26 protein-coding genes are annotated in these 25121 nt (G+C 65.9%); 12 read left to right on the top strand and 14 right to left on the bottom strand.

Going from position 1 to position 25121, the window contains the following annotated elements; genetic code table 11:
• Positions 1 to 11 precede the first annotated feature (11 nt).
• Complete coding sequence (locus AAHH99_RS01485; RefSeq protein WP_418767086.1) at positions 12 to 899, top strand: hypothetical protein; 888 nt, start codon at positions 12 to 14, stop codon at positions 897 to 899.
• Here AAHH99_RS01485 and fadA6 read toward each other — a convergent pair.
• Positions 896 to 2053, bottom strand: coding sequence for a steroid 3-ketoacyl-CoA thiolase FadA6 (gene fadA6, locus AAHH99_RS01490; RefSeq protein WP_418767087.1), 1158 nt, complete (start codon positions 2051 to 2053; stop codon positions 896 to 898). The genes AAHH99_RS01485 and fadA6 overlap by 4 nt on opposite strands.
• A 7-nt stretch (positions 2054 to 2060) precedes the next feature.
• Positions 2061 to 2663, bottom strand: coding sequence for a TetR family transcriptional regulator KstR2 (gene kstR2, locus AAHH99_RS01495; protein ID WP_418767565.1), 603 nt, complete (start codon positions 2661 to 2663; stop codon positions 2061 to 2063).
• Between the two features lie 167 nt (positions 2664 to 2830).
• On the opposite strand from kstR2, the gene AAHH99_RS01500 reads away from it, so the two are divergent.
• From AAHH99_RS01500 to AAHH99_RS01510, 3 genes are read left to right on the top strand one after another with little or no spacing between them, the layout of a single operon-like run.
• Positions 2831 to 3142 (top strand): DUF2563 family protein, encoded by a 312-nt coding sequence (locus tag AAHH99_RS01500; protein WP_418767088.1) that lies wholly within the window; start codon positions 2831 to 2833, stop codon positions 3140 to 3142.
• Positions 3143 to 3148: 6 nt separating this feature from the next.
• A complete protein-coding gene (locus AAHH99_RS01505; RefSeq protein ID WP_418767089.1) occupies positions 3149 to 4633 on the top strand; it encodes a hypothetical protein in 1485 nt (494 codons plus the stop codon).
• A complete protein-coding gene (locus AAHH99_RS01510; RefSeq protein ID WP_418767090.1) occupies positions 4633 to 5229 on the top strand; it encodes a hypothetical protein in 597 nt (198 codons plus the stop codon). Before AAHH99_RS01505 ends, AAHH99_RS01510 begins: the two co-directional genes overlap by 1 nt.
• Here AAHH99_RS01510 and ipdF read toward each other — a convergent pair.
• Both ipdF and ipdE1 read right to left on the bottom strand, forming a co-directional pair.
• The gene (gene ipdF, locus AAHH99_RS01515; RefSeq protein ID WP_068199121.1) at positions 5226 to 6014 is read right to left on the bottom strand and encodes a (5R,7aS)-5-hydroxy-7a-methyl-1-oxo-2,3,5,6,7,7a-hexahydro-1H-indene-carboxyl-CoA reductase; all 789 of its coding nucleotides are present in this window, start codon (positions 6012 to 6014) and stop codon (positions 5226 to 5228) included. The genes AAHH99_RS01510 and ipdF overlap by 4 nt on opposite strands.
• A complete protein-coding gene (ipdE1, locus tag AAHH99_RS01520; protein WP_418767091.1) occupies positions 6011 to 7162 on the bottom strand; it encodes an acyl-CoA dehydrogenase IpdE1 in 1152 nt (383 codons plus the stop codon). The genes ipdF and ipdE1 overlap by 4 nt, the downstream gene beginning before the upstream one ends.
• Before the next feature lie 47 nt (positions 7163 to 7209).
• Here ipdE1 and fadD3 point away from each other — a divergent pair, with 47 nt between their 5' ends.
• The 4 genes from fadD3 to AAHH99_RS01540 are packed head-to-tail and all read left to right on the top strand — an operon-like array spanning position 7210 to position 11777.
• A complete protein-coding gene (gene fadD3, locus AAHH99_RS01525) occupies positions 7210 to 8754 on the top strand; it encodes a 3-((3aS,4S,7aS)-7a-methyl-1,5-dioxo-octahydro-1H-inden-4-yl)propanoate--CoA ligase FadD3 (RefSeq protein ID WP_418767092.1) in 1545 nt (514 codons plus the stop codon).
• Positions 8754 to 9878 (top strand): acyl-CoA dehydrogenase family protein, encoded by a 1125-nt coding sequence (locus tag AAHH99_RS01530; RefSeq protein WP_418767093.1) that lies wholly within the window; start codon positions 8754 to 8756, stop codon positions 9876 to 9878. The genes fadD3 and AAHH99_RS01530 overlap by 1 nt, the downstream gene beginning before the upstream one ends.
• Before the next feature lie 4 nt (positions 9879 to 9882).
• On the top strand, positions 9883 to 10836 hold the full coding sequence (locus AAHH99_RS01535) for an acyl-CoA dehydrogenase family protein (protein WP_418767094.1): 954 nt from the start codon (positions 9883 to 9885) through the stop codon (positions 10834 to 10836).
• Positions 10836 to 11777 carry an acyl-CoA dehydrogenase family protein gene (locus AAHH99_RS01540; RefSeq protein WP_418767095.1) on the top strand — a complete coding sequence of 314 codons (942 nt, stop codon included), beginning with the start codon at positions 10836 to 10838 and terminating at the stop codon, positions 11775 to 11777. The genes AAHH99_RS01535 and AAHH99_RS01540 overlap by 1 nt, the downstream gene beginning before the upstream one ends.
• A gap of 3 nt (positions 11778 to 11780) precedes the next feature.
• Here the strand turns inward: AAHH99_RS01540 and AAHH99_RS01545 are convergent, their stop codons facing one another.
• Both AAHH99_RS01545 and AAHH99_RS01550 read right to left on the bottom strand, forming a co-directional pair.
• Positions 11781 to 12146 carry an STAS/SEC14 domain-containing protein gene (locus AAHH99_RS01545; RefSeq protein ID WP_418767096.1) on the bottom strand — a complete coding sequence of 122 codons (366 nt, stop codon included), beginning with the start codon at positions 12144 to 12146 and terminating at the stop codon, positions 11781 to 11783.
• Positions 12143 to 12445, bottom strand: coding sequence for a hypothetical protein (locus AAHH99_RS01550; RefSeq protein ID WP_418767097.1), 303 nt, complete (start codon positions 12443 to 12445; stop codon positions 12143 to 12145). Before AAHH99_RS01550 ends, AAHH99_RS01545 begins: the two co-directional genes overlap by 4 nt.
• A 56-nt stretch (positions 12446 to 12501) precedes the next feature.
• Between AAHH99_RS01550 and AAHH99_RS01555 the strand changes: the two genes are divergently transcribed.
• Complete coding sequence (locus tag AAHH99_RS01555) at positions 12502 to 12933, top strand: MerR family transcriptional regulator (protein WP_418767098.1); 432 nt, start codon at positions 12502 to 12504, stop codon at positions 12931 to 12933.
• Entirely contained in the window at positions 12933 to 14105 is a 1173-nt protein-coding gene (locus tag AAHH99_RS01560) for a pyridoxal phosphate-dependent aminotransferase (protein ID WP_418767566.1), read from the top strand. Before AAHH99_RS01555 ends, AAHH99_RS01560 begins: the two co-directional genes overlap by 1 nt.
• Before the next feature lie 26 nt (positions 14106 to 14131).
• On the opposite strand, the gene AAHH99_RS01565 is transcribed toward AAHH99_RS01560, so the two are convergent.
• The 4 genes from AAHH99_RS01565 to AAHH99_RS01580 are packed head-to-tail and all read right to left on the bottom strand — an operon-like array spanning position 14132 to position 19651.
• Positions 14132 to 15592 carry a DUF222 domain-containing protein gene (locus AAHH99_RS01565; RefSeq protein ID WP_418767099.1) on the bottom strand — a complete coding sequence of 487 codons (1461 nt, stop codon included), beginning with the start codon at positions 15590 to 15592 and terminating at the stop codon, positions 14132 to 14134.
• A 59-nt stretch (positions 15593 to 15651) separates the two neighbouring features.
• The gene (locus AAHH99_RS01570) at positions 15652 to 17547 is read right to left on the bottom strand and encodes an acetoacetate--CoA ligase (RefSeq protein WP_418767100.1); all 1896 of its coding nucleotides are present in this window, start codon (positions 17545 to 17547) and stop codon (positions 15652 to 15654) included.
• Positions 17544 to 18290: a 3-hydroxybutyrate dehydrogenase gene (locus tag AAHH99_RS01575; protein WP_418767101.1), complete on the bottom strand. Its 747-nt coding sequence runs from the start codon at positions 18288 to 18290 to the stop codon at positions 17544 to 17546. Before AAHH99_RS01575 ends, AAHH99_RS01570 begins: the two co-directional genes overlap by 4 nt.
• Positions 18287 to 19651 (bottom strand): MFS transporter, encoded by a 1365-nt coding sequence (locus tag AAHH99_RS01580; protein WP_418767102.1) that lies wholly within the window; start codon positions 19649 to 19651, stop codon positions 18287 to 18289. Before AAHH99_RS01580 ends, AAHH99_RS01575 begins: the two co-directional genes overlap by 4 nt.
• Before the next feature lie 109 nt (positions 19652 to 19760).
• Here AAHH99_RS01580 and AAHH99_RS01585 point away from each other — a divergent pair, with 109 nt between their 5' ends.
• Both AAHH99_RS01585 and AAHH99_RS01590 read left to right on the top strand, forming a co-directional pair.
• Entirely contained in the window at positions 19761 to 20678 is a 918-nt protein-coding gene (locus AAHH99_RS01585) for a LysR family transcriptional regulator (RefSeq protein ID WP_418767103.1), read from the top strand.
• A gap of 10 nt (positions 20679 to 20688) precedes the next feature.
• The gene (locus AAHH99_RS01590) at positions 20689 to 21456 is read left to right on the top strand and encodes an alpha/beta fold hydrolase (protein WP_418767104.1); all 768 of its coding nucleotides are present in this window, start codon (positions 20689 to 20691) and stop codon (positions 21454 to 21456) included.
• A 5-nt stretch (positions 21457 to 21461) separates the two neighbouring features.
• On the opposite strand, the gene hsaB is transcribed toward AAHH99_RS01590, so the two are convergent.
• Genes hsaB through hsaA form a run of 4 tightly spaced genes read right to left on the bottom strand, consistent with a single transcriptional unit; the run spans position 21462 to position 25054 of the window.
• Positions 21462 to 22028, bottom strand: coding sequence for a 3-hydroxy-9,10-secoandrosta-1,3,5(10)-triene-9,17-dione monooxygenase reductase subunit (hsaB, locus tag AAHH99_RS01595; RefSeq protein ID WP_418767105.1), 567 nt, complete (start codon positions 22026 to 22028; stop codon positions 21462 to 21464).
• A 19-nt stretch (positions 22029 to 22047) separates the two neighbouring features.
• The gene (gene hsaC, locus AAHH99_RS01600) at positions 22048 to 22947 is read right to left on the bottom strand and encodes an iron-dependent extradiol dioxygenase HsaC (protein ID WP_418767106.1); all 900 of its coding nucleotides are present in this window, start codon (positions 22945 to 22947) and stop codon (positions 22048 to 22050) included.
• Positions 22944 to 23858: a 4,5:9,10-diseco-3-hydroxy-5,9,17-trioxoandrosta-1(10),2-diene-4-oate hydrolase gene (hsaD, locus tag AAHH99_RS01605; RefSeq protein ID WP_418767107.1), complete on the bottom strand. Its 915-nt coding sequence runs from the start codon at positions 23856 to 23858 to the stop codon at positions 22944 to 22946. Before hsaD ends, hsaC begins: the two co-directional genes overlap by 4 nt.
• 11 nt (positions 23859 to 23869) lie before the next feature.
• A complete protein-coding gene (hsaA, locus tag AAHH99_RS01610) occupies positions 23870 to 25054 on the bottom strand; it encodes a 3-hydroxy-9,10-secoandrosta-1,3,5(10)-triene-9,17-dione monooxygenase oxygenase subunit (protein ID WP_064419296.1) in 1185 nt (394 codons plus the stop codon).
• Positions 25055 to 25121: the final 67 nt, after the last annotated feature.

Raw genomic sequence — 25121 nt, forward strand, 5'->3', positions numbered from 1 at the left:
CCGGAGGCATAGTGCGCTGGCTGTCGCATGTGCGGTCGGTGCTGAGCACCGAGATTCACGCCATCCGCAATCGCAAGCTGGACCTCAATCCCGCCGATCTCACGCGATTCACGGTTCCGTTGGTGTTGGGATTGGCGGGTGCGGTGGCGTTCGGCGCCGTGCCGTTGATCGTCATTCGCAGCAGCGTCAGCACTGATGACGTGCTGGTCCCGCTCCTGGGATCGCTGGCGCTGACGGCGGTGGGCACGGCTGTGATGACGTGGTTGATCGCCATCGTCGTTTCCGGTCTCGTGCTGGTGGTCGTGTATCGAACGGCGCCGGCTACGGCGTCACGTTTGGTGATTCGAACCGTCGTCGACTCGTTCGACCGCGTCAGCGACACGGCCGCGCGCCTGGCGACGCTGGCGCTGGTGGCCGGCCTCATCGCCCTGGCGATCGGGCTGCCGACCCGGCCCGACGACGAACTGGCGCATCCGGTGGTCAACGACCTGCTCACCGCGCAGATCGGAGTGCTCCTGGCTGCGCTCGGCGCCGCCTACCTCGCCGAGACCGTGCGCTGCGCCGCCGAACTGGTCGACAGGCAATCGTTGTTGCTGGCATGGCCGTGGTCGCTTGGGATCTCTTGTGTCAGCTGGATTATCGCGACAAGTGTCGGGCCTTTTCAGACCTCGCGCATGCTGGCGGTCCTGCTCAACGAGTGGCTGCCGGCCACCGTGAACGGGACTCCGCGAACGGAAGTGATCGCCGACCTCCTTCCGGCCGGTGCGAACTGGTGGGCGGCCTTCGCACTGTTGCCTGTGATCGCCGTGGTGTGGGCGCTCGGAGCGCACCGCCATGACGGGTTCGCGACGATGCGAGAGCTCGTCGAGGGCGACAGTGCGGGGCCGCGGGAGGCCTAGAGGCGCTCGATGATCGTGACGTTGGCGGTGCCGCCGCCTTCGCACATCGTCTGCAGGCCGTAGCGACCGCCGGTGCGCTCCAACGTGTTCAGCATCGTCGCAAACAACTTCGCGCCCGTCGCGCCCAGCGGATGACCGAGCGCGATCGCGCCGCCGCTGGGGTTGACCTTCGCGGGGTCTGCGCCGGTGTCCTTGAGCCAGGCCATCACGACCGGCGCGAAGGCTTCGTTGATCTCGACGGTGTCGATGTCCTCGATCGACAGGCCAGTCTTCTTCAACGCGTACTCCGTTGCCGGGATCGGCCCGGTCAGCATGAACACCGGGTCGGCGCCGCGGGCGCTGATGTGGTGGATGCGGGCGCGGGGCTTGAGTCCGTGGTCCTTGACGGCCTGCTCGGAGGCCAGCAGCACCGCACTGGCGCCGTCGGAGATCTGGCTGGCCATCGCGGCGGTCAGCCGGCCGCCTTCGACCAGAGTCTTGAGGCCGGCCATCTTCTCCAGCGAGGTGTCGCGGGGGCCTTCGTCGGTGACGAACCCGTCGACCGGAATGATCTCGTTTTCGAAGTGACCGGAGCGGATCGCCTCCTGTGCCCGTTCGTGGCTCGTCAGCGAGTACTGCTCCATCTCCTCGCGCGAGATGTCCCACTTCTCCGCGATCAGCTCGGCGCCGCGGAACTGCGAGATCTCCTGATCCCCGTAGCGGTGTAGCCAGCTCTTGGATTCGTTGGTCGGCGAGGTGAAGCCGAACTGCTCGGCCACGGTCATCGCCGACGAGATCGGGATCTGGCTCATGTTCTGCATGCCACCGGCGACGATGAGGTCAGCGGTTCCAGACATGATCGCTTGTGCGCCAAAGGAAACGGCCTGCTGACTGGATCCGCACTGGCGGTCTACGGTGACGCCCGGCACCTCTTCTGGGTAGCCGGCCGCCAGCCACGACAGCCGGGCGATGTTGCCGGCCTGCGGACCGATTGCATCGACGCAACCGGCGATGACGTCGTCGACCGCGCCGGGATCCACGTCGACGCGGTCGAACAGGCCACGCCATGCGGCAGCGCCCAGATCCACGGGATGCACTCCGGCCAGCGATCCGTTGCGCTTGCCGATTGCGGTGCGAACCGCGTCGATGACGTAAGCCTGTGATGTTGGAGTCATGGTTTCCTCATTTTTTCGTGATGCCGCCAAGAACGATAGCGAGATACTGACGGCCGACCTCTTCGGCCGTGAGCGGTCCGCCCGGCTGATACCAGCGGACTGAAACCCAGGTGGTGTCGCGGATGAACCGGTACACCAGATCAACGTCGATGTCGGGTCGGAAGTAGCCCTCTTCGACACCCTGGTTGAGCAGGTCCAGCCACATCCTGCGTTGCTCTTTGTTGCGCTGCTCGACGTAGGAGAACCGCTCCTGCCCGGACAGCCGCTTGGCTTCGTCCTGGTAGATGACGACCTGCGCGTGCCGGTGCTCGATCGCCTCGAACGAGGTCATGAACAGACCCTTGAGGCGCTCCAGCGGATTGGGTTCGGTGTCGACGATCTCCTGGTAGCGCGCGAACAACCAGTCGAGGAAGCCCTGCAGGACCTCGTCGACCATCTCTTCCTTCGACGAGAAGTGGTGATACAGGCTGCCTGAGAGGATGCCAGCGGAGTCGGCGATGTCGCGCACCGTCGTCGCGCGCAGGCCTCGCTCGGCGAACATCGTCGCGGCGAGGTCGAGCAGCTCGTCCCGGCGCGTCGGCGGCTGGCTCGCCGACTGCTTCTGTGGCACCTGATCCACCGACACAGGATATCAACCAAGCGCTTGCTTGCCTACTTCCGCCCGCGTTGGCGCGTCCGGACCTGTAGCAGGCGGTGTGCACTGCTCCGGTGACCGGCGCCGCGATCTTGCGCGAAATCGTGCGCAGAGCAATCGCGCCATCCGCTTAGGGTTGATCCATGTTCGTCGATACCCACCTGCTTCGGATGGGAGCCGATTTCGCCAAGAGTGCCGGTGAGATCGTGAAGCGGGGCGCCGACGAGTTCGTCGCCGCATCATTGCCGTCCGGAATCTTCGGTGACTTCGACACTGCACGCGACTTCTACAGCGCCTTGGGCCGGGCGCACGAAGCACATGCGGCGACGATGCGCCTGCACCATTCCGACCTCGAGGGCTTCGCCGCAAAGGCGACCGACGGCGCCACGCTGTTCGACGAACGCGATCGGGGCGGGGCGGCCGCGGTGCGTGCGGCGGGCGAGCCGATTGCCTGAGCCGACATGACGGTCGACCTCAAGCACCTCGATGTCGGGCTGCTCACCGGCTCCGCCGGGGGAGATCCGTGGCAGGTCAACCGCATTATGCAGAGCGGGTCTCCGGGCCAGATCAGCGAGCTCGCGACGGCATTCTACAGCGCCGCTGCGTGCACCACCGAAACGAGCAATGAATTCGCCGTAGCCCAGCAGCGTTTCGCTGCGGCATGGGATCGGCAGGACGGCGGCGGGCACCCGATCAACGACGAGCAGATCCGCCGGATCGCCGTAGACCTCCAGAACGTGTCGGCCTCACTGGCCGAAGCGCAGCGCAGCGGTGACGTCGTGGTCTCGAACCTCGACGCATCACTGAAGTGGATCGACAACCTGATCGAGCATGAACTCGCCGTCGCCGCGGCTAACGGTGAACAGGCCGATGTTGAGAATCTTAGGCAGGTGGCTGTCGACCGTACCCGCGAAGCACTGGAATCGGTTCAGGCGGTGCGCGATGGATATTCCGAGCAGCTGACCAAGTCTCGTCAGGAGATGGCTACCGAGGGTTACTCTCCCGATGCAGTGAAACATGTTGAAGTCCAACAGGACTCGCTGACAGATGTGGCCAAAGCCGAAGCCGAGCAGTACGACAGCGGTCAACGCGAGCGCGACGAGGCGTTGGTGAACTCTCCTGCGGCTTGGACGCCGGAGAAGCAGGCCGCCGCGGCACGGTTTCGAGATTTCAGCATCATCAACGATCCGACCGCCAGCTTGGAGCAAGTGCAATACGCCGGGCAGCGGCTCGCCGATTACCACACCTCGATCACTCACGGTCCGCTGCCGACCGATCCGGTTCTCGGCGGTGACGCCCGGTCCCGGGCGCGCACACGACTTGAGATGCAGGCGATGCTCGAGCAGGGGCTGGTGGGGGAGCCTCCGATGTCACCGGATCGGGCCACGGCGATGATCAACCAAACTGAGGCGTTAACAAGGGAATTGGTGATCGCCCGCGTGCAGGATCAGCTGACGCGTGTCGGTATGTCACCTGAAGGTGCAGCCGCCGCTACCGACAGCATGGCGCAGGGCGTCGTCCCGAAAGAGTTGGTGGAGGCGGCGTCCGCTGCGAACAAGCCGATCGCGGGCGGAGCGAAAGCGTTCGACTACTTCGCCGATTCTCTACCTCTGAAAGACCGTCCGGTGCAAGGTATGCCGGGGTTCTCGCCGAGCGACGTAGATGTGCTCAAGAAGGTTGGAGGCAACCTTGGGGTAGCCGGGAACCTCGTCGACTTCGGTGTCGGAATGTACGAATGGCGAAACGGAGCTCCGCTCGCCGAGGTCGCCGCCAAGACCGGCGGCGGCATGGTCGGCGCCTCGGGGATGGCGGCCATTGGCGCGTGGCTCGGGGCACCGGCAGGCCCTGTCGGAGTCTTCGCGGGCGCGTTCATCCTCGGCTCCATCGGCTCTCTCGCCGGAGAGCAAATCGGCGAGGGTATCTATCAGAAGGTGACTGGGAGCTGATGAAGGATTTCTTCATGCTTACCGCGTTCGGCGGCCTTGCCGCTGCGATCCTCGCGGGGTGGCTGCCGCTAGATATCGGACGCATCGTCTACTGGACTGGCGCCGTCGTCACGGCCGTCTCCGTGTTCCTCATGGCCTATCCGCCGGACTGGCAGGAAGGCCTCCTGATGGCGCTCTTCGCCCTGGGAGCCCTCACCTTCGTGGCTTACTTTTGGACCCGGTTCATTTCGATCCGCGGCAAGACCTATTCGCTGTTCGCGAATCCAGACACCATCGATGACTACGGCCTTGGCCTAACCCCCGCAAAAACATGGTGGTTAACGGTTTTCGCAGTGGTGATACTTCTCGGAGGCGGTGCTTCCTTCATCGCCGACGGCGCCGTGTTCTGGGTTCCGGTTGGTATGGGCGCCATCGTCTTATTCAGCGCCTTCTCCCTCGGATATCGCGATGCGTTGGCCCACCGACCCATCGCGGCCGGACAGAAAGTGCAGCTCGCCCTCGTGACCGTGCTGACCCTGGGCGTCTTCGCGATGGTGTATCTGGGATCCTACAAAGCCGGCGCGCGTCGGGCTGTCGACGGCCGGAGCACCACCTAGGCCCGTTGACTCGACACCGAAATCACTTCTCCAGTCAGATAACTGGAGTAGTCACTGGCCAAAAACGCGATTGTCGCGGCGACCTCCCACGGCTCGGCGGCGCGGCCGAACGCCTCGCCCTCCGACAACCGGTCCAACAGATCCGCGCTGCTGGTCTTCTCCAAGAACTTGTGCCGCGCGATGCTCGGCGACACCGCGTTGATTCGCACCCCGTACTCGACGGCCTCGATCGCACTGCACCGCGTCAGCGCCATTACACCGGCCTTGGCCGCGGCGTAATGCGACTGCGAATGCTGTGCGCGCCAACCCAACACGCTGGCGTTGTTGACGATCACGCCGCCGTGGTCGGCGTCGCGGAAGTACCGCAACGCCGCCCGCGTCGCGCGCATCACCGACGTCAGCGTGACGTTGAGGACGCGGTCCCACTCTTCGTCCGTCATGTCGACGACGGGCGTCTGGCCGCCGAGGCCGGCATTGTTGACCATGACGTCCAGTCGGCCCATCCGCGCCGTCGTCGATGCGATCAACGCATCCACCTGCGCGGTGGAGGTGACGTCGCACACGACACTTTCGACCCTCCCCAACCCGAGTTCGAGCAACTGATCGCGTGCCTCTCCGAGGCGCCGCTCGTGATGGTCGGAGACGACCACGTCGGCGCCCTCTAGCAGCGCCCGGCGTGCCACCGCGGACCCGATGCCGGTGCCCGCGGCCGCCGTCACGACGACCACCTTGCCGGTCAGCAGGCCGTGTCCCTCAATCTCTTTCGGGGCTTCTGACAGGTTCACGAAGGCCTGACCTCTCGGGGTAGGCCGAGCACCCGCTCGGCGATGATGTTGCGCTGCACCTCGTTGGACCCGCCGTAGATCGTGTCCGCCCGCGAAAACAGGTAAAGCCGCTGCCATTCGTCGAAGTCGCCGTCGGTCAGTGTCAGCCCTTCACGGCCGAGTACATCCATCGCGATCTCGCCGAGCTCTCGATGCCAGTTGGCCCACAACAACTTTGAAACATTGTCTTGACCCGGTTGTTCCACGTCCATGGTCGCCAGTGCGTACGACCGCATGGTCCGCAGCCCGGCCCAGGACCGGGTCAATCTCTCGCGGATCAACGGATCGTCGGCCGCGCCAGTGCGTTTCGCCAGTTCGGCGACACCAGACAGTTCCCGTGCGTATTCGATCTGCTGGCCCAGCGTCGACACCCCGCGCTCGAACGTCAGCGTGCCCATCGCGACCCGCCAGCCGTCGCCCGGTTCGCCGACCACCAGCGACGCATCCGTGCGGGCGTCGTCGAAGAAAACCTCGTTGAACTCCGAATCGCCGGTCAGTTGCACGATGGGGCGAATCTCCACGCCCGGCTGATCCAGTGGCACCAACAGATAGGACAGCCCAGCGTGCCGCTTGGAGCCCTTCTCGGTGCGGGCGACGACGAAGCACCACTGCGCCCAGTGTGCTAGCGAGGTCCACACCTTCTGCCCGTTGACCACCCACTGGTCGCCATCGAGTTCGGCGGTCGTCGCGACGTTGGCTAGGTCGCTGCCGGCACCCGGCTCGGAGTAGCCCTGGCACCACAGTTCGGTGACGTCAAGGATCTTCGGCAGGAATCGCTTCTGCTGTTCAGGGGTGCCGTACGCGATCAACGTCGGTCCCAGCAACTCCTCACCGAAGTGGTTGACCTTCGCGGGAGCGTTCGCGATCGCGTATTCCTCGTAGAACGCCACGCGGTGCGCCACCGACAGCCCGCGACCGCCGTGCTCTTCGGGCCAGCCCAGGCACGTCAGCCCGGCCGCCGCCAGATGCTGGTTCCACGCTCGGCGTTCCTCGAACGCTTCGTGTTCTCGGCCCGGCCCGCCGAGGCCCTTGAGTGCGGCGTACTCCCCGACGAGGTTGTCGGCGAGCCAGTCGCGGACCTCGGCCCGGAACTCCTCGACCTCAATCACCCTTGTAGGCTAACCTACCAAGCACTTGCTTTGTTAGAGGAGCAGCGATGAGTTCGGATCCAAGGACCATTCCCCAGGTCTTGGACCACATTGCCGACCGATTCGCAGACCACCCGGCACTGGTCACCAAGGACCGGTCGTTCACGTTCGCTCAGTTGCGCGACGAGGTACGCCGGGCGGCCGCAGCCATGATCGACCTCGGCATCAATGCCGGTGACCGCGTCGCGATCTGGTCGCCCAACACCTGGCACTGGGTGGTCGCGTGCCTGGCCACCCACTACGCGGGCGGCGTCGTCGTACCTCTCAACACCCGCTACACCGCCAGCGAGGCCACCGACATCCTCTCGCGCACCGGGGCCCCGTTGTTGTTCGCATCGGGTGAGTTCCTCGGCGCCGACAAGGCCGCCTCCATCGACCGGGATGGTCTGCCGCAGCTACACCACGTGGTCCGGGTGCCGATCGAGAAGAACGACGGCACCTGGGACGAGTTCATCGCCCGGGGCACCGACCTGGACGCGGTGGATGCGCGTGCCGAAGCGGTGGAACCCGACGACGTGTCCGACATCCTGTTCACCTCCGGCACCACCGGCCGCAGCAAGGGCGTGCTGTGCGCGCACCGCCAGTCGCTCGACGCCCCGGCGGCGTGGGCCGAGTGCGGCAGGCTGACGAGCGACGACCGCTACCTGTGCATCAACCCGTTCTTCCACAACTTCGGCTACAAAGCGGGCATCCTGGCCTGCCTGCAGACCGGCGCCACCCTGATCCCGCAGTTGACGTTCGATGCCGAGAAGACGATGTCCGCCGTGCAGGAGCACCGCATCACGGTGCTGCCGGGGCCGCCGACGATCTACCAGACGTTGCTCGACCATCCCAAGCGCGCCGACTACGACCTGACCTCGCTGCGGTTCGCCGTCACCGGCGCGGCCACGATCCCGGTGGTGTTGATCGAGCGGATGCAAACCGAACTGGACATCGACATCGTGCTGACCGCCTACGGCCTCACCGAGGCCAGCGGGTTCGGGACGATGTGCCGTCCCGATGACGACGCCGTCACCGTCGCCACCACATCGGGCCGCCCGATCGCGGATTTCGAACTGCGCATCGACAACCCCGGCGAGGACGACGCGGGCGAGGTGGTGCTGCGTGGGCCGAACGTGATGCTTGGCTACCTCGACGACCCCGAAGCCACCGCGGCGGCCATCGATTCCGACGGCTGGCTGCACACCGGCGACGTGGGCACCGTCGACGACAACGGCAACCTGCGCATCACCGACCGTCTCAAGGACATGTACATTTGCGGCGGTTTCAACGTCTACCCCGCCGAGATCGAGCAGGTGCTCGCACGACTGGACGGCGTCGTGGAATCCGCGGTGATCGGCATGCCAGACGAACGGCTCGGTGAGGTCGGCAAGGCCTTTATCGTGGTCAAGCCCGGTGCCGAACTCGACGAGGACACCGTAATAGCCTACGCCCGGGAGCATCTCGCGAATTTCAAGACTCCCCGCTCGGTCGAGTTTCTCGATGCGCTGCCGCGAAACCCCGGGGGCAAGGTAGTCAAACCGCTGCTGCGTGAGAGGGCTGGATCTTCCTGATGGACCTGAATATCGACGATGCGACGCGAGAGTTCCAGGCCGAGGTGCGCGAGTTCCTGGCCAAGAACAGCGACAGCTTCCCGACGAAGTCGTACGACACCGCCGAGGGTTTCGAACAGCACCGACGCTGGGACAAGGTGCTCTACGACGCCGGGCTGTCCGTGATCACCTGGCCGGAGAAATACGGGGGCCGCGACGCCAGCCTGCTGCAGTGGGTGGTGTACGAGGAGGAGTACTTCCGTGCCGGGGCTCCCGGCCGCGCCAGCGCCAACGGCACGTCGATGCTGGCGCCGACTCTGTTCGCCCACGGCACCACCGAACAGCTCGACCGCATCCTGCCGAAAATGGCCAGTGGCGAGGAGATCTGGGCGCAGGCCTGGTCGGAACCCGAGTCGGGCAGCGACCTGGCGTCGCTGCGGTCGACGGCCACCAGGACCGACGGCGGCTGGCTGCTCAACGGGCAGAAGATCTGGAGTTCGCGCGCGCCGTTCGGGGAACGCGCCTTCGGGCTGTTCCGCTCCGACCCCGAAGCCGAACGCCACCGCGGGCTCACGTACTTCATGTTCGACCTCAAGGCCGACGGCGTCACGGTCCGCCCCATCGCGCAACTCGGCGGTGACACCGGTTTCGGCGAGATCTTCCTCGACGACGTGTTCGTGCCCGACAACGACGTCATCGGCGATGTCCACCAGGGCTGGCGTGCAGCGATGAGTACGTCGAGCAATGAGCGCGGCATGTCGCTGCGAAGCCCGGCCCGCTTCATTGCCCCCGCCGAACGGCTTGTCGCGCAATGGAAAGAGAACCCCGACCCGGCATACGCCGACCGGGTGGCCGATGCCTGGATCAAAGCCCAGGCCTATCGCCTGCACACGTTCGGCACCGTGACGCGCGTTGCCGCAGGCGGCGAATTGGGCGCCGAGTCGAGTGTGACCAAGGTGTTCTGGTCCGACCTCGACGTCGCCATCCACCAGACCGCCCTTGACATGCGCGGTCCCGACGCCGAGCTCGCCGACAACTGGACCGAAGGATTGCTGTTCTCGCTCGGCGGACCGATCTACGCGGGGACCAACGAGATTCAGCGCAACATCATCGCCGAGCGCCTGCTGGGCCTGCCGCGAAAGTAACCACATGAACTTCGAATTGGACGAACAGCAGCGCGATTTCGCCGCCAGCATCGACGCCGCGCTCGGCGCGGCCGACCTGCCGGGCGCGGTTCGCGCGTGGACCGCCGGGGACACGTCACCGGGCCGCAAGGTGTGGGCACAGCTGACCGACCTCGGCGTCACGGCGCTCCTCGTGCCGGAGAAGTACGACGGCATCGAGGCTCACCCGGTCGACCTGGTGGTCGCCGCCGAGCGACTCGGCCGGTGGTGCGTTCCGGGCCCAGTGGTCGAATCCATCGCGGTCGCGCCGATTCTGCTCGCTGACGACGAGCGCTGCGCAGGCTTGGCTTCCGGCGAAATGATCGCGACCGTCGCCCTGCCACCACAGGTGCCGAGAGCCGTCGACGCCGACACCGCAGGGCTCATCTTGGTGGCCACCGATGGTGAAGTACATGACGGCGCTGCGGGAACCGAGCACGAATCGGTCGACCCGAGCCGAAAGCTGTTCGACGTCAGCCCTTCAGGTGACGGCAGACCAGCCGACGTGGCCCGGGCCTATGAGTTCGGTGTGCTCGCCACCGCGGCCCAGCTGGTCGGTGCCGGCCAGGCGATGCTGGACATGTCGGTCGAATACGCCAAGCAGCGCAGCCAGTTCGGCAAGGCCATCGGCACCTACCAGGCGATCAAACACAAGCTCGCCGACGTGCACATGGCGGTGGAGCTGGCCCGGCCGCTGGTGTACGGCGCGGCCCTGTCGCTTGCCGACGGATCCGCCGACACGGCGCGCGACGTCAGCGCCGCCAAGGCCGCGGCCAGCGACGCCGCACTGCTGGCGGCGCGCTCGGCGCTGCAGACACATGGCGCGATCGGATTCACCCAGGAGCACGACCTGTCGTTGTGGCTGCTGCGTGCGCAGGCGCTGCGCTCGGCATGGGGAGATCCCGCTGTCCACCGTCGGCGCGTACTGGAGGCTCTCTGATGAGTGAAGAACGCCAACTGCTGCGCGAGACCGTCGCCGCGCTAGTGGACAAGCACGCCTCACCCGCAGCGGTGCGCGAGGCGATGGAATCCGAACGGGGATACGACGAATCGCTGTGGACGCTGCTGTGTGAGCAGGTCGGTGCGGCGGCGCTGGTGGTGCCCGAGGAGCTGGGCGGCGCCGGAGGTGAGCTCGCCGATGCGGCGGTCGTGCTCGAGGAGCTCGGCAAGGCCTTGGTGCCGACTCCGCTGTTGGGAAGCACTCTCGCCGAGCTGGCACTACTGGCCGGCGACGATCCCGACAGCGAAGCGCTTGAGGGTATGGCCGAGGGCGCCCGCGTCGGCACGGTGGTCTTCGACCCCGACTATGTGATCAACGGCGACATTGCCGACGTGGTGATCGGGGCGGATGGCGACCGCCTGACCCGGTGGACCGAGTTCACCGCGACCCGCCTGGAGCCGATGGACCTGACCCGCCGGCTGGCGCGCGTCGAAGTCAAACAGAGCACCGACATCGGCTCGGACCCGGGGCTGGCCGACACCGCCGCGTTGCTGCTGGCCGCCGAGCAGATCGGCGCGGCGTCGCGTTGCTTAGACCTCACGGTGCAATACACCAAGGACAGGGTGCAGTTCGGCAGGCCCATTGGCAGTTTCCAGGCGCTCAAGCACCGGATGGCCGACATGTACGTCGCGGTTCAGTCCGCGCGTGCGGTCGTCGACGAGGCGATCGCCGCGCCGTCACCGACCTCGGCTGCGCTGGCCCGGTTCTCGGCGAGCGAGGCGTTCACCAACGTCGCTGCCGAAGCCGTCCAGATGCACGGCGGCATCGCGATCACCTGGGAGCACGACATCCAGCTCTACTTCAAGCGCGCGCACGGCAGTGCCCAGCTGCTCGGACCTCCGCGCGATCACTTGCGCCGCCTCGCATCCGAAGTGTTCTAAAGCTCAGGCGCACAGCCACTTCCACGCCTCTGGGCGTTGATCGAGTGAGAACGTCGCCAGCTGGCCTTTCATCAGCAGTGCGGCCGCCACGTTGACGCACCACTCCTCCCATCTCGGTGCCCCCACCATCGCCACCTTCTCGAGGTCTCGGCGGTGCTTCAAATCGAAAAGCGTGTTCTTCCACGCGGCGCCGAGGGTCCAACCCTCGAAGCTGTCGTCCATCACGAACATCACCCTCAGCGTGCCGGATCGATCGAGCAGCGACCGCACCTGCGGCGCGAGGATGTCGCGGTAATCCTCCCGCGTCAACTTTCCCCGCGCATGGATGACGAGAACATTGGCGGCGCGGTCGGCCTCGAGTTCGATCATGACGCGGTGTAGGGCGCGAACAGCTCGTCAGCGGTATGGCGCAAGTCGTCGGGGACCTCGATCCGCACCACGACCGCATCACCGTTCTCCTCCACGGTGAAGCCGAGAAATGGGCAGCAATTCCGCTCGCCGCGCACGAATGTCCGCACCAGGTCAACGGCGCTCGCGTCATATCTGAGCTCGATCGCTCGGCGTTCTCGGCGGTAGTCACGGAGGGCTGTGGAGTTCAGCTCATGGATCCACGCGAGGCGCTTCCGCTGGTCGGCCGCAGGCAGGTTACATGCTGGGGGTGGTTCCATATCCTCGAGGATGACCCTTCACGTAGCTTGAGGTTCAAGAGAGCGGGATGTTTTCGATGGCTCGGACGGAACTGAAGATCGGGCAACTGGCACGGGCAGCTGGGACAACGCCGTCCACCATCCGCTACTACGAGGAAATCGGTCTGTTGCCACCGCCGGGGCGTGTGGGCGGTCAACGACGCTACCGCCGCGACGACATCGGGCGGTTGACGTTCATCAGGCACTGCCGGGAGTTCGGTTTTGCGGTTGACCAGGTGCGAACCCTGGCGTCACTGCTGCAGGACACCGACCGGTCCTGCATTGAGGCGCGCGAGGTGGCGGAGATGCATCTTGCTTCCATCCGCGACAAGCTCGCGGAGCTACATGCGCTCGAGCGCGACATCGCGAGGCTTCTCGATGTGGCCAGTGTCGAGTGCGACGGCGGCCCGGGCGCGGACTGTGCCGTGCTGCGCGGCCTCGCCGAGCCGGCGTGCGAGGATCACGGATGATGAGCGGGAAGATCTCGCTGCGGTCAGGGATCCCTCCGTTCTACGTCATGGACGTGTGGCTGGCCGCCGCGGAACGGCAGCGCAGCCACGGTGACCTGGTGAACCTGTCTGCCGGTCAGCCGAGCGCGGGCGCCCCGGCTGCGGTGCGGATGGCGGCCAAAGAGGCGCTGAACACGACCGTGCTCGGCTACACCGTGGCTCTTGGCATTCCGGAACTGCGGGCAGCGATCGCCGGTCAGTACCTCGACCGGCACGGTCTCGTCGTCGACGCCGATGACGTGGTCATCACCACGGGCTCTTCGGGTGGCTTCCTGCTGGCGTTCCTGGCCTGCTTCGACGTCGGCGATCGGGTCGCGATCGCCAGTCCCGGATATCCCTGCTACCGCAACATCCTCTCCGCATTGGGTTGCGAGGTCGTCGAGGTACCGTGCGGTCCCGACACGCGCTTTCAACCCACGGTGCAGATGCTCGAGAACCTCGATCCCCCTGTCATGGGCGTGATCGTGGCGAGCCCCGCCAACCCGACCGGCACGGTGATCCCGCCCGACGAACTGTCGGCGATCGCTACTTGGTGCGCGTCACGCGGTGTGCGGCTGATCAGCGACGAGGTGTACCACGGGTTGGTCTACGAGGGCGCTCCCGCCGTCAGCTGCGCCTGGGCGACATCACGGGATTCGATCGTGGTGAACAGCTTCTCGAAATACTTCGCGATGACCGGCTGGCGGCTCGGCTGGTTGCTGGTGCCGAAGGAACTGCAGCGGGCAGTCGACCGTCTCACCGGAAACTTCACGATCTGCCCGCCGACACTGCCGCAGTATGCCGCGATCGCCGCGTTCACGTCAGAGTCGATCGCGGAGGCCGATGCATTGCTGCACCACTACGCCGCCAACCGGCAGATGCTGCTCGACGGCCTGCGCGCCCTCGGCATCGACCGCCTGGCACCGACCGACGGGGCGTTCTACGTGTACGCCGACGTGTCGCATCTGACATCTGATTCGCTGTCGTTCTGCTCGAAGCTGCTCGCCGACACCGGAGTTGCGATCGCACCGGGCATCGACTTCGACCCGGCCCGCGGTGGATCCTTCGTCCGGTTGTCGTTCGCGGGTCCGTCGTCGGACGTCGAAGAAGCGCTGCGGCGGATCGGCGCTTGGCTGGGTCAACTGCAGCATTAGCATTCCGGTGCGCACATCGACCGGAGTCAAAACGACGGCGACTCCGAGGCGTTCTGTGCCCGTTCGGCTTTGATGCGTTGGGCACGTTCGACCGATCGGGTGTTCTTGCGCATCGGCATCTTCAACCCGCGGTTGTCGGGTGGCGGGCCGGCACCATGCGGTGGGCTGGTGGCTCGCGGCGGCAGCTCGGCTGCCCTGGTGTCCCATCCGGGGAACAGACTTCGAGACCCTGGATACGTCGTATAAGTACGGCCTGTCGGTGACGTCCAGACCGCGGCGCCGTCTGCGCGCAGTAGATACGACCAGTCACCGACCCAGAAGGTTTTCAGTAGGTGGTGAAGACGGCAGAGGCAAGCCAGATTCGCCTGATGCGTTGCCCCGTTCGGATGGGACGTGACGTGGTCGATATCGCAGAACTCCGCTCGCCGATGGCATCCCGGAAAGCGGCAGCGCAGATCCCGGGCGCGGATGCGACGGGCCAGCTTGGCCGACGGCCGATATCCGTGCTCGGGCTGTTCGTCCGGTGCGCCCAGCGGCCGCAGCGTGGCCCCGTTGCGCAGCAGCGCGGCCAGCATCGGTGTGGTCAGCACGTCGGGGCCCCCGACTCCGGATATCACTGCGGTAGCCGGGTCCCGTCGGCAGGCCGCGGTGCGGCGGACGGACTCCTGTGTCGCGTGGGTGGCATCGACGGCGGTCTGGTCGGCGTAAACATTCACCACCACCGACGATGACGGGGTGGGCTGGGCCGCCCGCGCCGGGCAGGCCGGGGAGCCGCATTCGCACGGTAGGTGGTCGTTGCCGTTCGCAAGCGCCCCGACTGCGTCGCTGCGACGCTCGCCGGACGAACGCGGATCATCAGGGCACACGGTGGCCACCATCGCGGCGACCTTGCGGTCGAGGACCGCGGCATCGGCGGGCTGCAACTTGCCCCACACCGATGTGGCGCCGTGCTCGTCTTCGTAGGACCCGACTTTGAAATCGCGGCCACGGGTGCGGGCCTGGCTGGCGATCACCGCGTCGGGGTCGTACTGCAGCACCAACGCGTCCACGCCGATGCGCAGATCGTCTTCCGACAGCGGTCCCCACTCGTCCGCCCGTTCGGCCAGCGCCGCGTCGACCAGCGCCCAAACCGCTTCGTCGGCGATCAACCGGGTACGCCAGGTGAGTATCCCGATCACCCGCGCTGAGAGCCGGCCTGCGCCGAACAGCGCACCGACCTTGGGCAGGTGATCGCGCAGGGTTTCGGCGATGCGCATCTGCCCGCAGGCCCTGCCGTGGCTGATGTTCATGGCCGCGGTGACCTCGGCGGCGGCCGAAGCCCACGGATCACACGCCCACAACGCGCGCGGATGATCCTCGTCGCCGACACCGCGGCGCGACATCAGCTCCCCAATCGCCGCCGTGCGCAATGCGCTCGCGGACGCTTCGGCGCGGGTGGCCGCTTCGATGGTGGCCACCAACCCCGCTTCATCCACATCTTCGAACACATGTTCGATTATGCCACGCCAGGGCGACACTAATGAACACCGGAATGAGTCGGGATAACTCAGCGCTTCTGCGTGACGTACCAGTCCAGCAGGTCCGGGTCGTCGACGGCGCTGCGCTCGACCACCTTCGCGGCGTCGGCCCCCTGGAACAGCTTCTTGATCGGCACCTCGAGCTTCTTGCCCGTGCGGGTGTGCGGAACACCTGGTGCGGCGATGATCTCATCGGGCACATGCCGCGGCGAGACCTCTTCGCGGACGGTCTTCTTGATGCGGTCGCGCACCTCGTCGGTCAGTTCGGCGCCCTCGGTGAGGACCACGAACAGCGGCATCCAGTACTCGCCGTCTTGTTCGTCGACGCCGATGATCAAGGCTTCGGCCACCTCGGGCAGCCGTTCGACCGCCTGGTAGATGTCGGCGCTGCCCATCCGGATGCCGTGCCGGTTCAACGTCGAGTCCGAGCGGCCGTGCACGATGACGCTGCCGTGATCGGTGATCGTGATCCAGTCGCCGTGCCGCCACACGCCGGGGAACATCTCGAAATACGCTGCGCGGTAACGCGACCCGTCGGGATCGTTCCAGAACCCGACCGGCATCGACGGCATCGGCTTGGTCACGACGAGCTCGCCGACCTCGTTGCGAACCGGCTTGCCAGACTCGTCCCACGAGTCCAGGGCGCATCCGAGGTACGGCGCCGACAGCTCACCCGGCCACACCGGAACCGTGCGGACCCCGCCGATGAAAGCAGACACCACGTCGGTGCCGCCACTGATCGAGGAAACCTGCACGTGCTCACCGACGTTGTCGCGCAACCACAATGACGACGACGGGGGCAACGACGAGCCGGTGATCCCGACCGTGCGCAGCGCCGAAAGGTCATGCTCCTTGCGCGGCACCGCGCCGGCCTTCGCGCAGCCCAGCACATAGCCCGGGCTCGTCCCCAGCACCGTCGCCTTGACCCGCGCCGCGATCTCCCAGAGGACATCGGGACGCGGCGCATTGGGACTGCCGTCGTAGCAGACGATCGTCGACCCGACCAGCAGGCCCGCCAACTGGAAGTTCCACATCATCCAGCTGGGGCTTGTGTACCAGAAGAAGATGTCGTTCGGCCCGATATCCGATTGCAGGCTAACGGCTTTGAGGTGTTCGACCAGCACACCGCCGTGGCCGTGAATGATGCCCTTGGGCAGCCCGGTGGTGCCCGAGGAGAACAGGATCCACAGCGGGTGGGCGAAGTCGACCGGCGTTGTGGTCAACTCCTTGCTACTGCTGCCCGCCATGTCGGGCGCCATCACCGTCGCACGCAGCGTTGGTAATCCCTTCTGCAGCGCGGTGATTTCGGCGGCCTTGTCGTGGAACTTCCCGCCGTAGGTATAGCCGTCGGTGGTCACCAGCACGGTGGGTTCGAGCTGACCGAGACGGTCGAGTGCGGCCTTGGCCGAATAGTCCTGGCCGCACGCACTCCAGATCGCACCGATGCTGGCGGTCGCCAGGAACGCGATCACGGCCTCGGGAATGTTGGGCAGATATCCGACGACCCGGTCGCCGGCGCTCACACCGAGGTCGCGCAGCGTCTGGGCGAATGCCGACGTGCGTCCCAGCAACTCGGCCCACGACACCTCGACGGGGTCGCCGCCCTCTGGCAGGTACAGGATGGCGGGCCGGTCCGAGCGGGCGTTGCGAATCACCTGGTCGACATAGTTGAGCTGCACGCCTGGAAACCACTGCGCTCCAGGCATTTCAGCAGAAGTGAGCACCTTCTCCGGGCGATCACCGAGGTCAAAGTAGTCCCACAACGCGGCCCAGAACTCATCGGGCTCATCGGTCGACCACTGCCACAGCGACTCGTAATCGGGGTGGTTTCTTCCGGTGCGGCGTTGCACGAACTGGGTGAAGTCGGTGACACGCGCTCCTGCGACATCGGCCTCGGTGGGTGTCCATTGCGGAGTGGTGGTCATCGGGCGCTCCACCCCCCGTCCACCGTGTACGACGCTCCGGTCACCATCACCGCGGCCGGCGAGGCGAGCCAGGTGACCAGGGAGGCAACTTCTTCGGGTTCGACAAGTCGCTTGATCGCGCTCTCCTTCAACAGAATGTCGGCGATCACCTTATCCTCGTCGATCCCGTGGGTGAGGGCCTGATCGGCGATCTGCTTGGTCACCAGCGGGGTCCTTACGTAGCCCGGGTCGACACAGTTGCTCGTGACGCCGTGCGGCCCACCCTCGAGAGCCGTCACCTTCGACAGCCCCTCCAAACCGTGCTTGGCGGTGACGTAGCCGCTCTTGTACTCCGAGGCACGTAGACCGTGCACCGAGGAGATGTTGATGACGCGTCCGAACTCCTGCTCGTACATGTGTGGCAACGCCGCCCGGATCAACAGGAACGGCGCTTCCAGCATCAACGCGAGGATGAAGCGGAAGCGTTCGGGCGGAAACTCGTGGATCGGGCTGACATGCTGAACCCCGGCGTTGTTGATCAGGATATCGGTCTGCAGCAAAAGGTGCTCGAGCGCCGACACATCGGAAAGGTCCACCGCCCAAGGTTTTCCGCCGATCTCGTCGGCAACCTCCTTGGCACCGGCCTCGTCGAGATCCGCGACGGTGACCGTCGCCCCACGCTCGGCCAGCGCACGCGCACAAGCCGCACCGATCCCACTTGCGCCACCGGTGACCAGCGCGGTGCGCCCGTCGAGATCGCTCATACGACACCGGCCTTGGCTAGTTGCTCGCGATCGGCGGCGTCGACCGCCTCCAGATCGAGGCCCTTGGTCTCCCGGTTGAACAACGCGGCCACCAGGGTGATCACCGAGGCGCCCGCCAGATAGAGAGCAATGGGCACCGCCGAGTCGAACTTGTCGAGCAGCCAGGTGGCGATAGCAGGCGCGAGCGATCCGGCGACGATCGATGTCACCTGATAACCAAGGGAGACACCGGAATACCGCATACGGGTCGGGAACATCTCGGCCATGATCGCGGGCTGCGGTGAGTACATCAGCGCGTGGATGACGAGCCCGAGGATGATGGCGGCCATGATCAGCGCGTAGGAACCACTGTTCATCATCGGGAACGCGAAGAAGCCCCACGTGCCTCCGAGGATCGCGCCGACGATGTACACCGGCCGTCTGCCGAACCGATCGGACAACCGCCCCACTTGCGGGATCACCACGAAATGCACCGCGTGCGCGACCAGCAACCACCACAGGATGTCGCTGGTGTCCGCGCCGACGTGTGTCTTGAGGTAGACGATCGAGAAGGTGACCACCAGGTAGTACATGATGTTCTCGGCGAACCGCAGGCCCATCGCGGTGAAAACGCCACGGGGATAACGCTTCAGCACCTCGACCACGCCGTACGAGACGGCCTTGACGCGCTCGACCTCTTCTTGTGCGGCCACGAAGATCGGAGCATCGGTGACCTTTGTCCGGATGTAGTACCCGATCACCACCACCACCGCCGAGAGCCAGAACGCAACCCGCCATCCCCAGGACAGGAACGCCGTCTCCGGCAGCGCGGCGGTCAACACCAGCAAGACGACGGTGGCGAGCATATTGCCCACCGGCACCGCCGCTTGCGGCCAGCTGGCCCAGAAGCCGCGCCGGTCGTTGGGGCTGTGCTCGGCGACCAGCAGGACCGCGCCACCCCATTCACCTCCGACCGCGAAGCCCTGCATGAACCGCAGGACCACCAACAGGATCGGCGCCCACACGCCGATCTGCGCGTAGGTCGGCAAGCACCCCATGAGGAAGGTGACGGCGCCGACGAGCAGGATCGCAAACTGCAACAGCTTCTTGCGCCCGTACTTGTCACCGAAGTGACCGAAGACGATGCCGCCCAGCGGCCGTGCCACGAATCCGACGGCGTAGGTCAGGAGTGCGGCGATCAGGCCGCTGGCCTCACTGGTGCTTTCTGCGAAGAACACCTTGTTGAAGACGAGAGTGGCGGCGGTGGCGTAGAGGAAGAATTCGTACCACTCGACGACGGTGCCTGCCATCGAGGCGACCACGACGCGTTTGAGCCCCGTGGGGACGGGCGCGGTGCCGCCGTCGGCGTTGGTGACACCCATCGCACACTCCTTCGGGTTGTGATGGCAGACAAGTCGCCTGTGAGTATTCACGCAGATAGGTCACCGGGCAATGCCGAAAGTCGCAGGGAGTATCTGCGAAAATGCACACATGACGCAGCCGTCGGCTCGGCGACGACCGAGCGCCGATGACCTGCTGGTGCTGCTGGCCGTGGGTCGGTCGGGGCGATACAACGCCGCCGCCGAGGAGCTAGGCCTCAACCACACCACGATCTCCAGGCGTATCGCCGCACTCGAGGAATCGGTGGGCGGACGCGTGCTGGCCCGCGGCGCGGGCGGATGGGAACTCACCGAACTCGGACGCGACGCCCTGGCCGCAGCGGAGGCCATCGAGTCGGCCGTGCGCTCACTTGCCGTCGACCCTGCCGGCGAGCGCGCCCTCGAGGGCGTCGTCCGGATCTCGGCCACCGACGGCTTCTCGGCCTACATCGCGGCACCCGCCGCCGCGCGCGTTCAGCGGCAGCATCCGAATGTGGCGGTCGAGATCGTCGCCGCCACCCGCCGCGCGACCCAGCAGAGGTCCGGGCTGGACGTCGAGGTCGTCGTCGGCGAACCCCGAGTCCATCGGGCCAGGGCGATCAGGCTCGGCGACTACTGCCTCGGGCTTTACGGTTCCCACGACTACCTGGCCGAGCACGGTACGCCGAGGACCGTCGCCGACCTGAGCCGTTATCCGCTGGTGTACTTCATCGACTCGATGTTGCAAGTCGACGACCTCGATGCGGCGACGAGCTTCGCGCCCGCGATGCGCGAATCCGTCACGTCCACGAACGTTTTCGTCCATGTCGAGGCGACCCGCGCGGCTGCGGGTCTCGGGCTGCTGCCCTGCTTCATGGCCGACCGCCACGCCGATCTCGTACGCGTCCTGCACACCGAGGTGTCGGTGCGGCTGACGTACTGGCTCGTCACCCGCGGAGAAACACTGCGGCGGCCGGAGGTGGCGGCCGTCGTCGATGCGATTCGCGATCGGATGAGCGACCAGCACGACGTGTTACTGGGCAAGGGCTAACGTCGTCGATATGCCGTTCATCGACCACCCGAAGGGCCGGGTCTACTACCGCCACTGGGCGTCGCCGCAGCCGCGCGCCGCGGTGATCTTCCTGCACGGCTTCGGCGAGCACACCGGTCTCTACCACCGCTACGGCTTCGCGCTCAACGCCGCGGGCTTCGACCTGTGGGCGGTCGACCAGTTCGGCCACGGGCTGAGCCCGGGCACCCGCGGGGACTTCGGATCGACCGAGGACAGCTCCTCACTGGCCGACGCCCTGATCTCGCTCGCCGAAAGCGCCACGCCGGGATTGCCGTTGATCGCACAAGGACATTCGTTCGGCTCGATCGTCACGCTGTTCCGGCTGCTCGACCAGCGCGATCGTTACGCCGGCGGTGTCGTCTCCGGCGCTCCGCTGGTGCCGATGGCGGCGTTGCTCGACCACGACACCTCACTGGCCCTCGAGCCCAGTTGGCTGTCCGAGGACCCCTTCTACCTCGACCTGCTGGCAAACGATCCGTTGACGTTCGTCGACGCCGACGGCGTGGCGCTGGCGCGGGAACTCGACCGGGCCTGGGACCGGTTCGGCGCGGTGCTGCCGAAGTTGACGGTGCCGACACTGGCCGTGCACGGTACAAGCGACCCCCTCGCTCAGGTCGGGGCGGTACGGGCCTACGCCGAGCAGATCGACGCGCTGCGTCTCGCCGAGTTCGAGGGGGCTCGTCACGACATTCTGAACGAGACGGTGCACCAAGAGGTCGCGGCCGCGATCGTCGATTTCATCGACGGATTGTTGTAGCCCGCCTACAGCCAGGTGTCGTCGGTGGTCGCGGTGAGGAAGGCCTCGAGGTCGTCGCGCCATTGCGCGGGCGTGTTCTTCTCCGGCTCGATACCGGTGTACTGCCCGCGGTAGAAAAGCAGCGGCCGCGGCTTGCGGTGCGGGACGTCCGACAGCGAATGCACCGCGCCGAATACGACGTAGTGGTCGCCTCCGTCGTGCACCGAATGCACCGAGCAGTCGATGTGAGCGAGCGTGCCTTCGATGACCGGCGAGCCGAGTTTGGACTGATACCACTCGAATTCGGCGAACTTGTCGGGCTCCTTGGAACCGAACCGCGCCGAGACGTCCTTTTGGTTCTCGTGCAGCACGTTCACGCAGAAATGACCGCTGGCCTCGATCGCCTGCCACGACCGCGACACCTTCGTCGGACAGAACAGCACCAGCGGTGGATCGAGGCTCAGCGCGGCAAACGATTGACACGCGAACCCGACCGGCACGCCGTCGTGGATCGTCGTGATCACCGTGATGCCCGTACAGAACTGTCCGAGCACGCTGCGGAATGTGCGCGGATCGATCGGTTCGGCCGCCATTATCGAGTGATCTTCACCGTCACTTGAAGCCGACGCTGAAGTCGTGGCCCCACAGGCTGACCGCGGTGCTTTCCCGCGCTACCCAGTCTTCATTCTCGACTTGCAAACCCTCACAACCAAATTCAACGTCGAAGCCGCCCGGCGTCTTCATGTAGAACGACAGCATCTTGTCGTTGACATGGCGACCCAGCGTCGCCGACATCGGCACCTTGCGTCGCAACGCGCGGTCCAAACAGAGCCCGACGTCGTCGGCACTTTCGACCTCGACCATCAGGTGCACGATGCCGCTCGGCGTCTCACCCGGCATGAACGCCAGGCTGTGGTGGCGCGGGTTGACACCGAGGAAGCGCAGCCAAGCGGGCGCGCCGTCGGCGGGCCGTCCGACCAACTGGGGTGGTAACCGCATCGAGTCACGCAGGTAGAACCCGAGCACGTCCCGGTAGAAGTGCAGCGTTTCGGCGTCGTCACGGGTGGTCAGCACCACGTGGCCCAAGCCCTGCTGTTCGGTGACGAACTTGTGGCCGTAGGGGCTGACGACGCGACGGTGCTCGAGCGCGACACCGTGGAAGACCTCGAGCGTGTTACCGGAAGGGTCGTCGAAGCGGATCATCTCGTCGACGCGGCGTTCGGCCAGCTCGGCAGCGGAGCCCTCCTTGTACGGCACGCCTTCGATGTCGAGCCGGTTCCGAATGTCCTGCAGCTCAGTGGCGTTGGCGGTTTCCCAGCCGGACTGCAGCAATCGGTCGTGTTCTCCTGGCACGATCACCAGCCGGGCCGGGAACTCGTCCATCCGCAGATAGAGCGCGCCGTCGGTCTGGCCGGAGCCCTCTACCATGCCGAGTACCTTCAGGCCGTATTCGCGCCACGCCGCGACGTCCGTTGCCTCGATCCGAAGGTAGCCAAGCGATTTGATGGTCATCGCGCAACCTCCTTGGGTTTGACCGTCAGAAAGTCGATGGTGAGCTTGTTGAATTCGTCGAACTTCTCCACCTGAGCCCAGTGTCCGCACTGCCCGAAGACATGCAGTTGAACTCGCGGGATCTGCTTGAGCGCCACCAACGCGCCGTCGAGCGGGTTGACGCGATCTTCGCGACCCCAGATCAGCAGTACCGGCTGGCGCAGCTTGTACACCTCGCGCCACATCATGCCGAGCTCGAAGTCCGCGCCCGCGAACGACATTCCCATCGCCTTCGCCGCGGCCAATGACTCGGGCTGGCTGGCGATCTCGAGCCGTTCGTCGATCAGCTCAGGGGTGATCAGATTCTGGTCGTGAACCATGATGCGCAGGAACTTCTCCATGTTCTCGCGCGTGGGCTCGGCTGTGAACTTGCCGAGCAGCTTGACACCTTCGGTGGGATCGGGCGCAAAGAGGTTGACCGACAGCCCGCCGGGGCCCATCAGCACCAGCCGGCCCGCCCGCTTGGGGTTGTCGAGCGCGAACCGCACCGCAGTCCCGCCACCGAGCGAATTACCGACTAGCGCTGCGCGTTCGATGCCCAGGTGGTCGAACAACCCGAGCACCGCGTTCGCGCTGTAGCGGTTGTACTGCTCGTGCTCGGTGTGCTTGTCCGAGTGGCCGTAACCGGGCTGGTCAATGGCGATGACGTGAAAGTGCCTGGCGAGCACCGCGATGTTCTTCGAGAAGTTCGACCAACTCGACGCTCCCGGCCCGCCGCCGTGCAGCAACACCACCGTCTCGGAGTGGCCGACACCGGCTTCGTGGTAGTGCAGCCGCATGTCTCGTTCGCCCGCACGAACCTGCGCGTACCGAGACGTCGATTCGAAGGTGACCTCGACCTGCTGCTCGGTCTCCTGGATGTATGAGGTCATTTGGCCTTCCGTTAAACCATCGTGTCCTGCGGCGGCAGCCCGAATTCGTTGTTGCCGAAGATCAGGTAGGCGCGTTCGGGATCGTTGGCGGCATGCACGCGCCCGGCATGGGCGTCACGCCAGAACCGTTGCACCGGTGCATCGTTGCTCAGCGCGGTGGCGCCGGAGGCCTCGAACAGTCGGTCGATGGAGGCGATCGCACGGCCGGTCGCGCGAACCTGGTCACGACGAGCGCGGGCGCGCAGCTCGAACGGGATCTCCTCGCCGGCCTTCAGTAAGGCGTACTCGTCGCCGACATTGCCGATCAGCTGGCGCCAGGCCGCGTCGATGTCGCTGGCGGCCTCGGCGATGCGGATCTTCGCGAACGGGTCGTCCTTGGCCTTCTCCCCCGCGAACGCCGCGCGCACACGCTTTCCCTGATGTTCGACATGCGCGTCGTACGCGCCGTACGCCATACCGACGATCGGAGCGGAGATGGTGGTGGGATGCACTGTACCCCAGGGCATTTTGTAGACAGGGGCGGTATTGGTCTGGAGCCCGCCCGCGGTGCGGTCGTTCATCGCCTTGTAGGACAGGAAGCGGTGCCGCGGCACGAACACGTCCTTGACCTTGAGCGTGTTGCTTCCGGTTCCCTTGAGCCCGACCACATGCCAGACGTCGTCGATCTCGTATTCGGAGCGCGGGATCAAAAAGCTGCCGAAGTCCACCGGCTTGCCGTCCTTGATCACCGGGCCGCCCACGAACGTCCACGTGGCGTGGTCACAACCGGACGACCAGTTCCACGAGCCATTGACGATGTAGCCACCGTCGACGACGGTGCCCGCACCCATCGGGGCATACGACGAGGAGATCCGCACGGCCGGGTCCTCGCCCCACACCTCTTCCTGCGCCTTCTGGTCGAACAGTGCGAGGTGCCAGTTGTGGACGCCGATGATCGAACTGACCCACCCGGTCGAGCCGCAGGCGCTGGCCAGGCGGCGCACCGCCTCGTAGAAAAGCGTCGGATCGCACTGCATCCCGCCCCACTGCTCGGGCTGAAGCAGCTTGAAGAAGCCGACCTCGTTGAGTTCGTTGACCGTGTCGTCGGGGAGGCGACGCAGGTCTTCGGTCGCCTGTGCGCGTTTGGCGATCAGCGGCCGGAGGTCGTCGATCCCGGCTAGGACCGACTGCACGTCACGCTGTTCAATGGACGTCACTGATGTGCCTCCCGATAGGACGGACTGCGATGAGTACGCACGCGAAGCGCGAACCGCTTAGCCGTCA

The organism is Mycobacterium neumannii (genome assembly GCF_048452905.1).
In the GTDB taxonomy this organism is placed as follows: Bacteria; Actinomycetota; Actinomycetes; order Mycobacteriales; family Mycobacteriaceae; genus Mycobacterium; species Mycobacterium neumannii_B.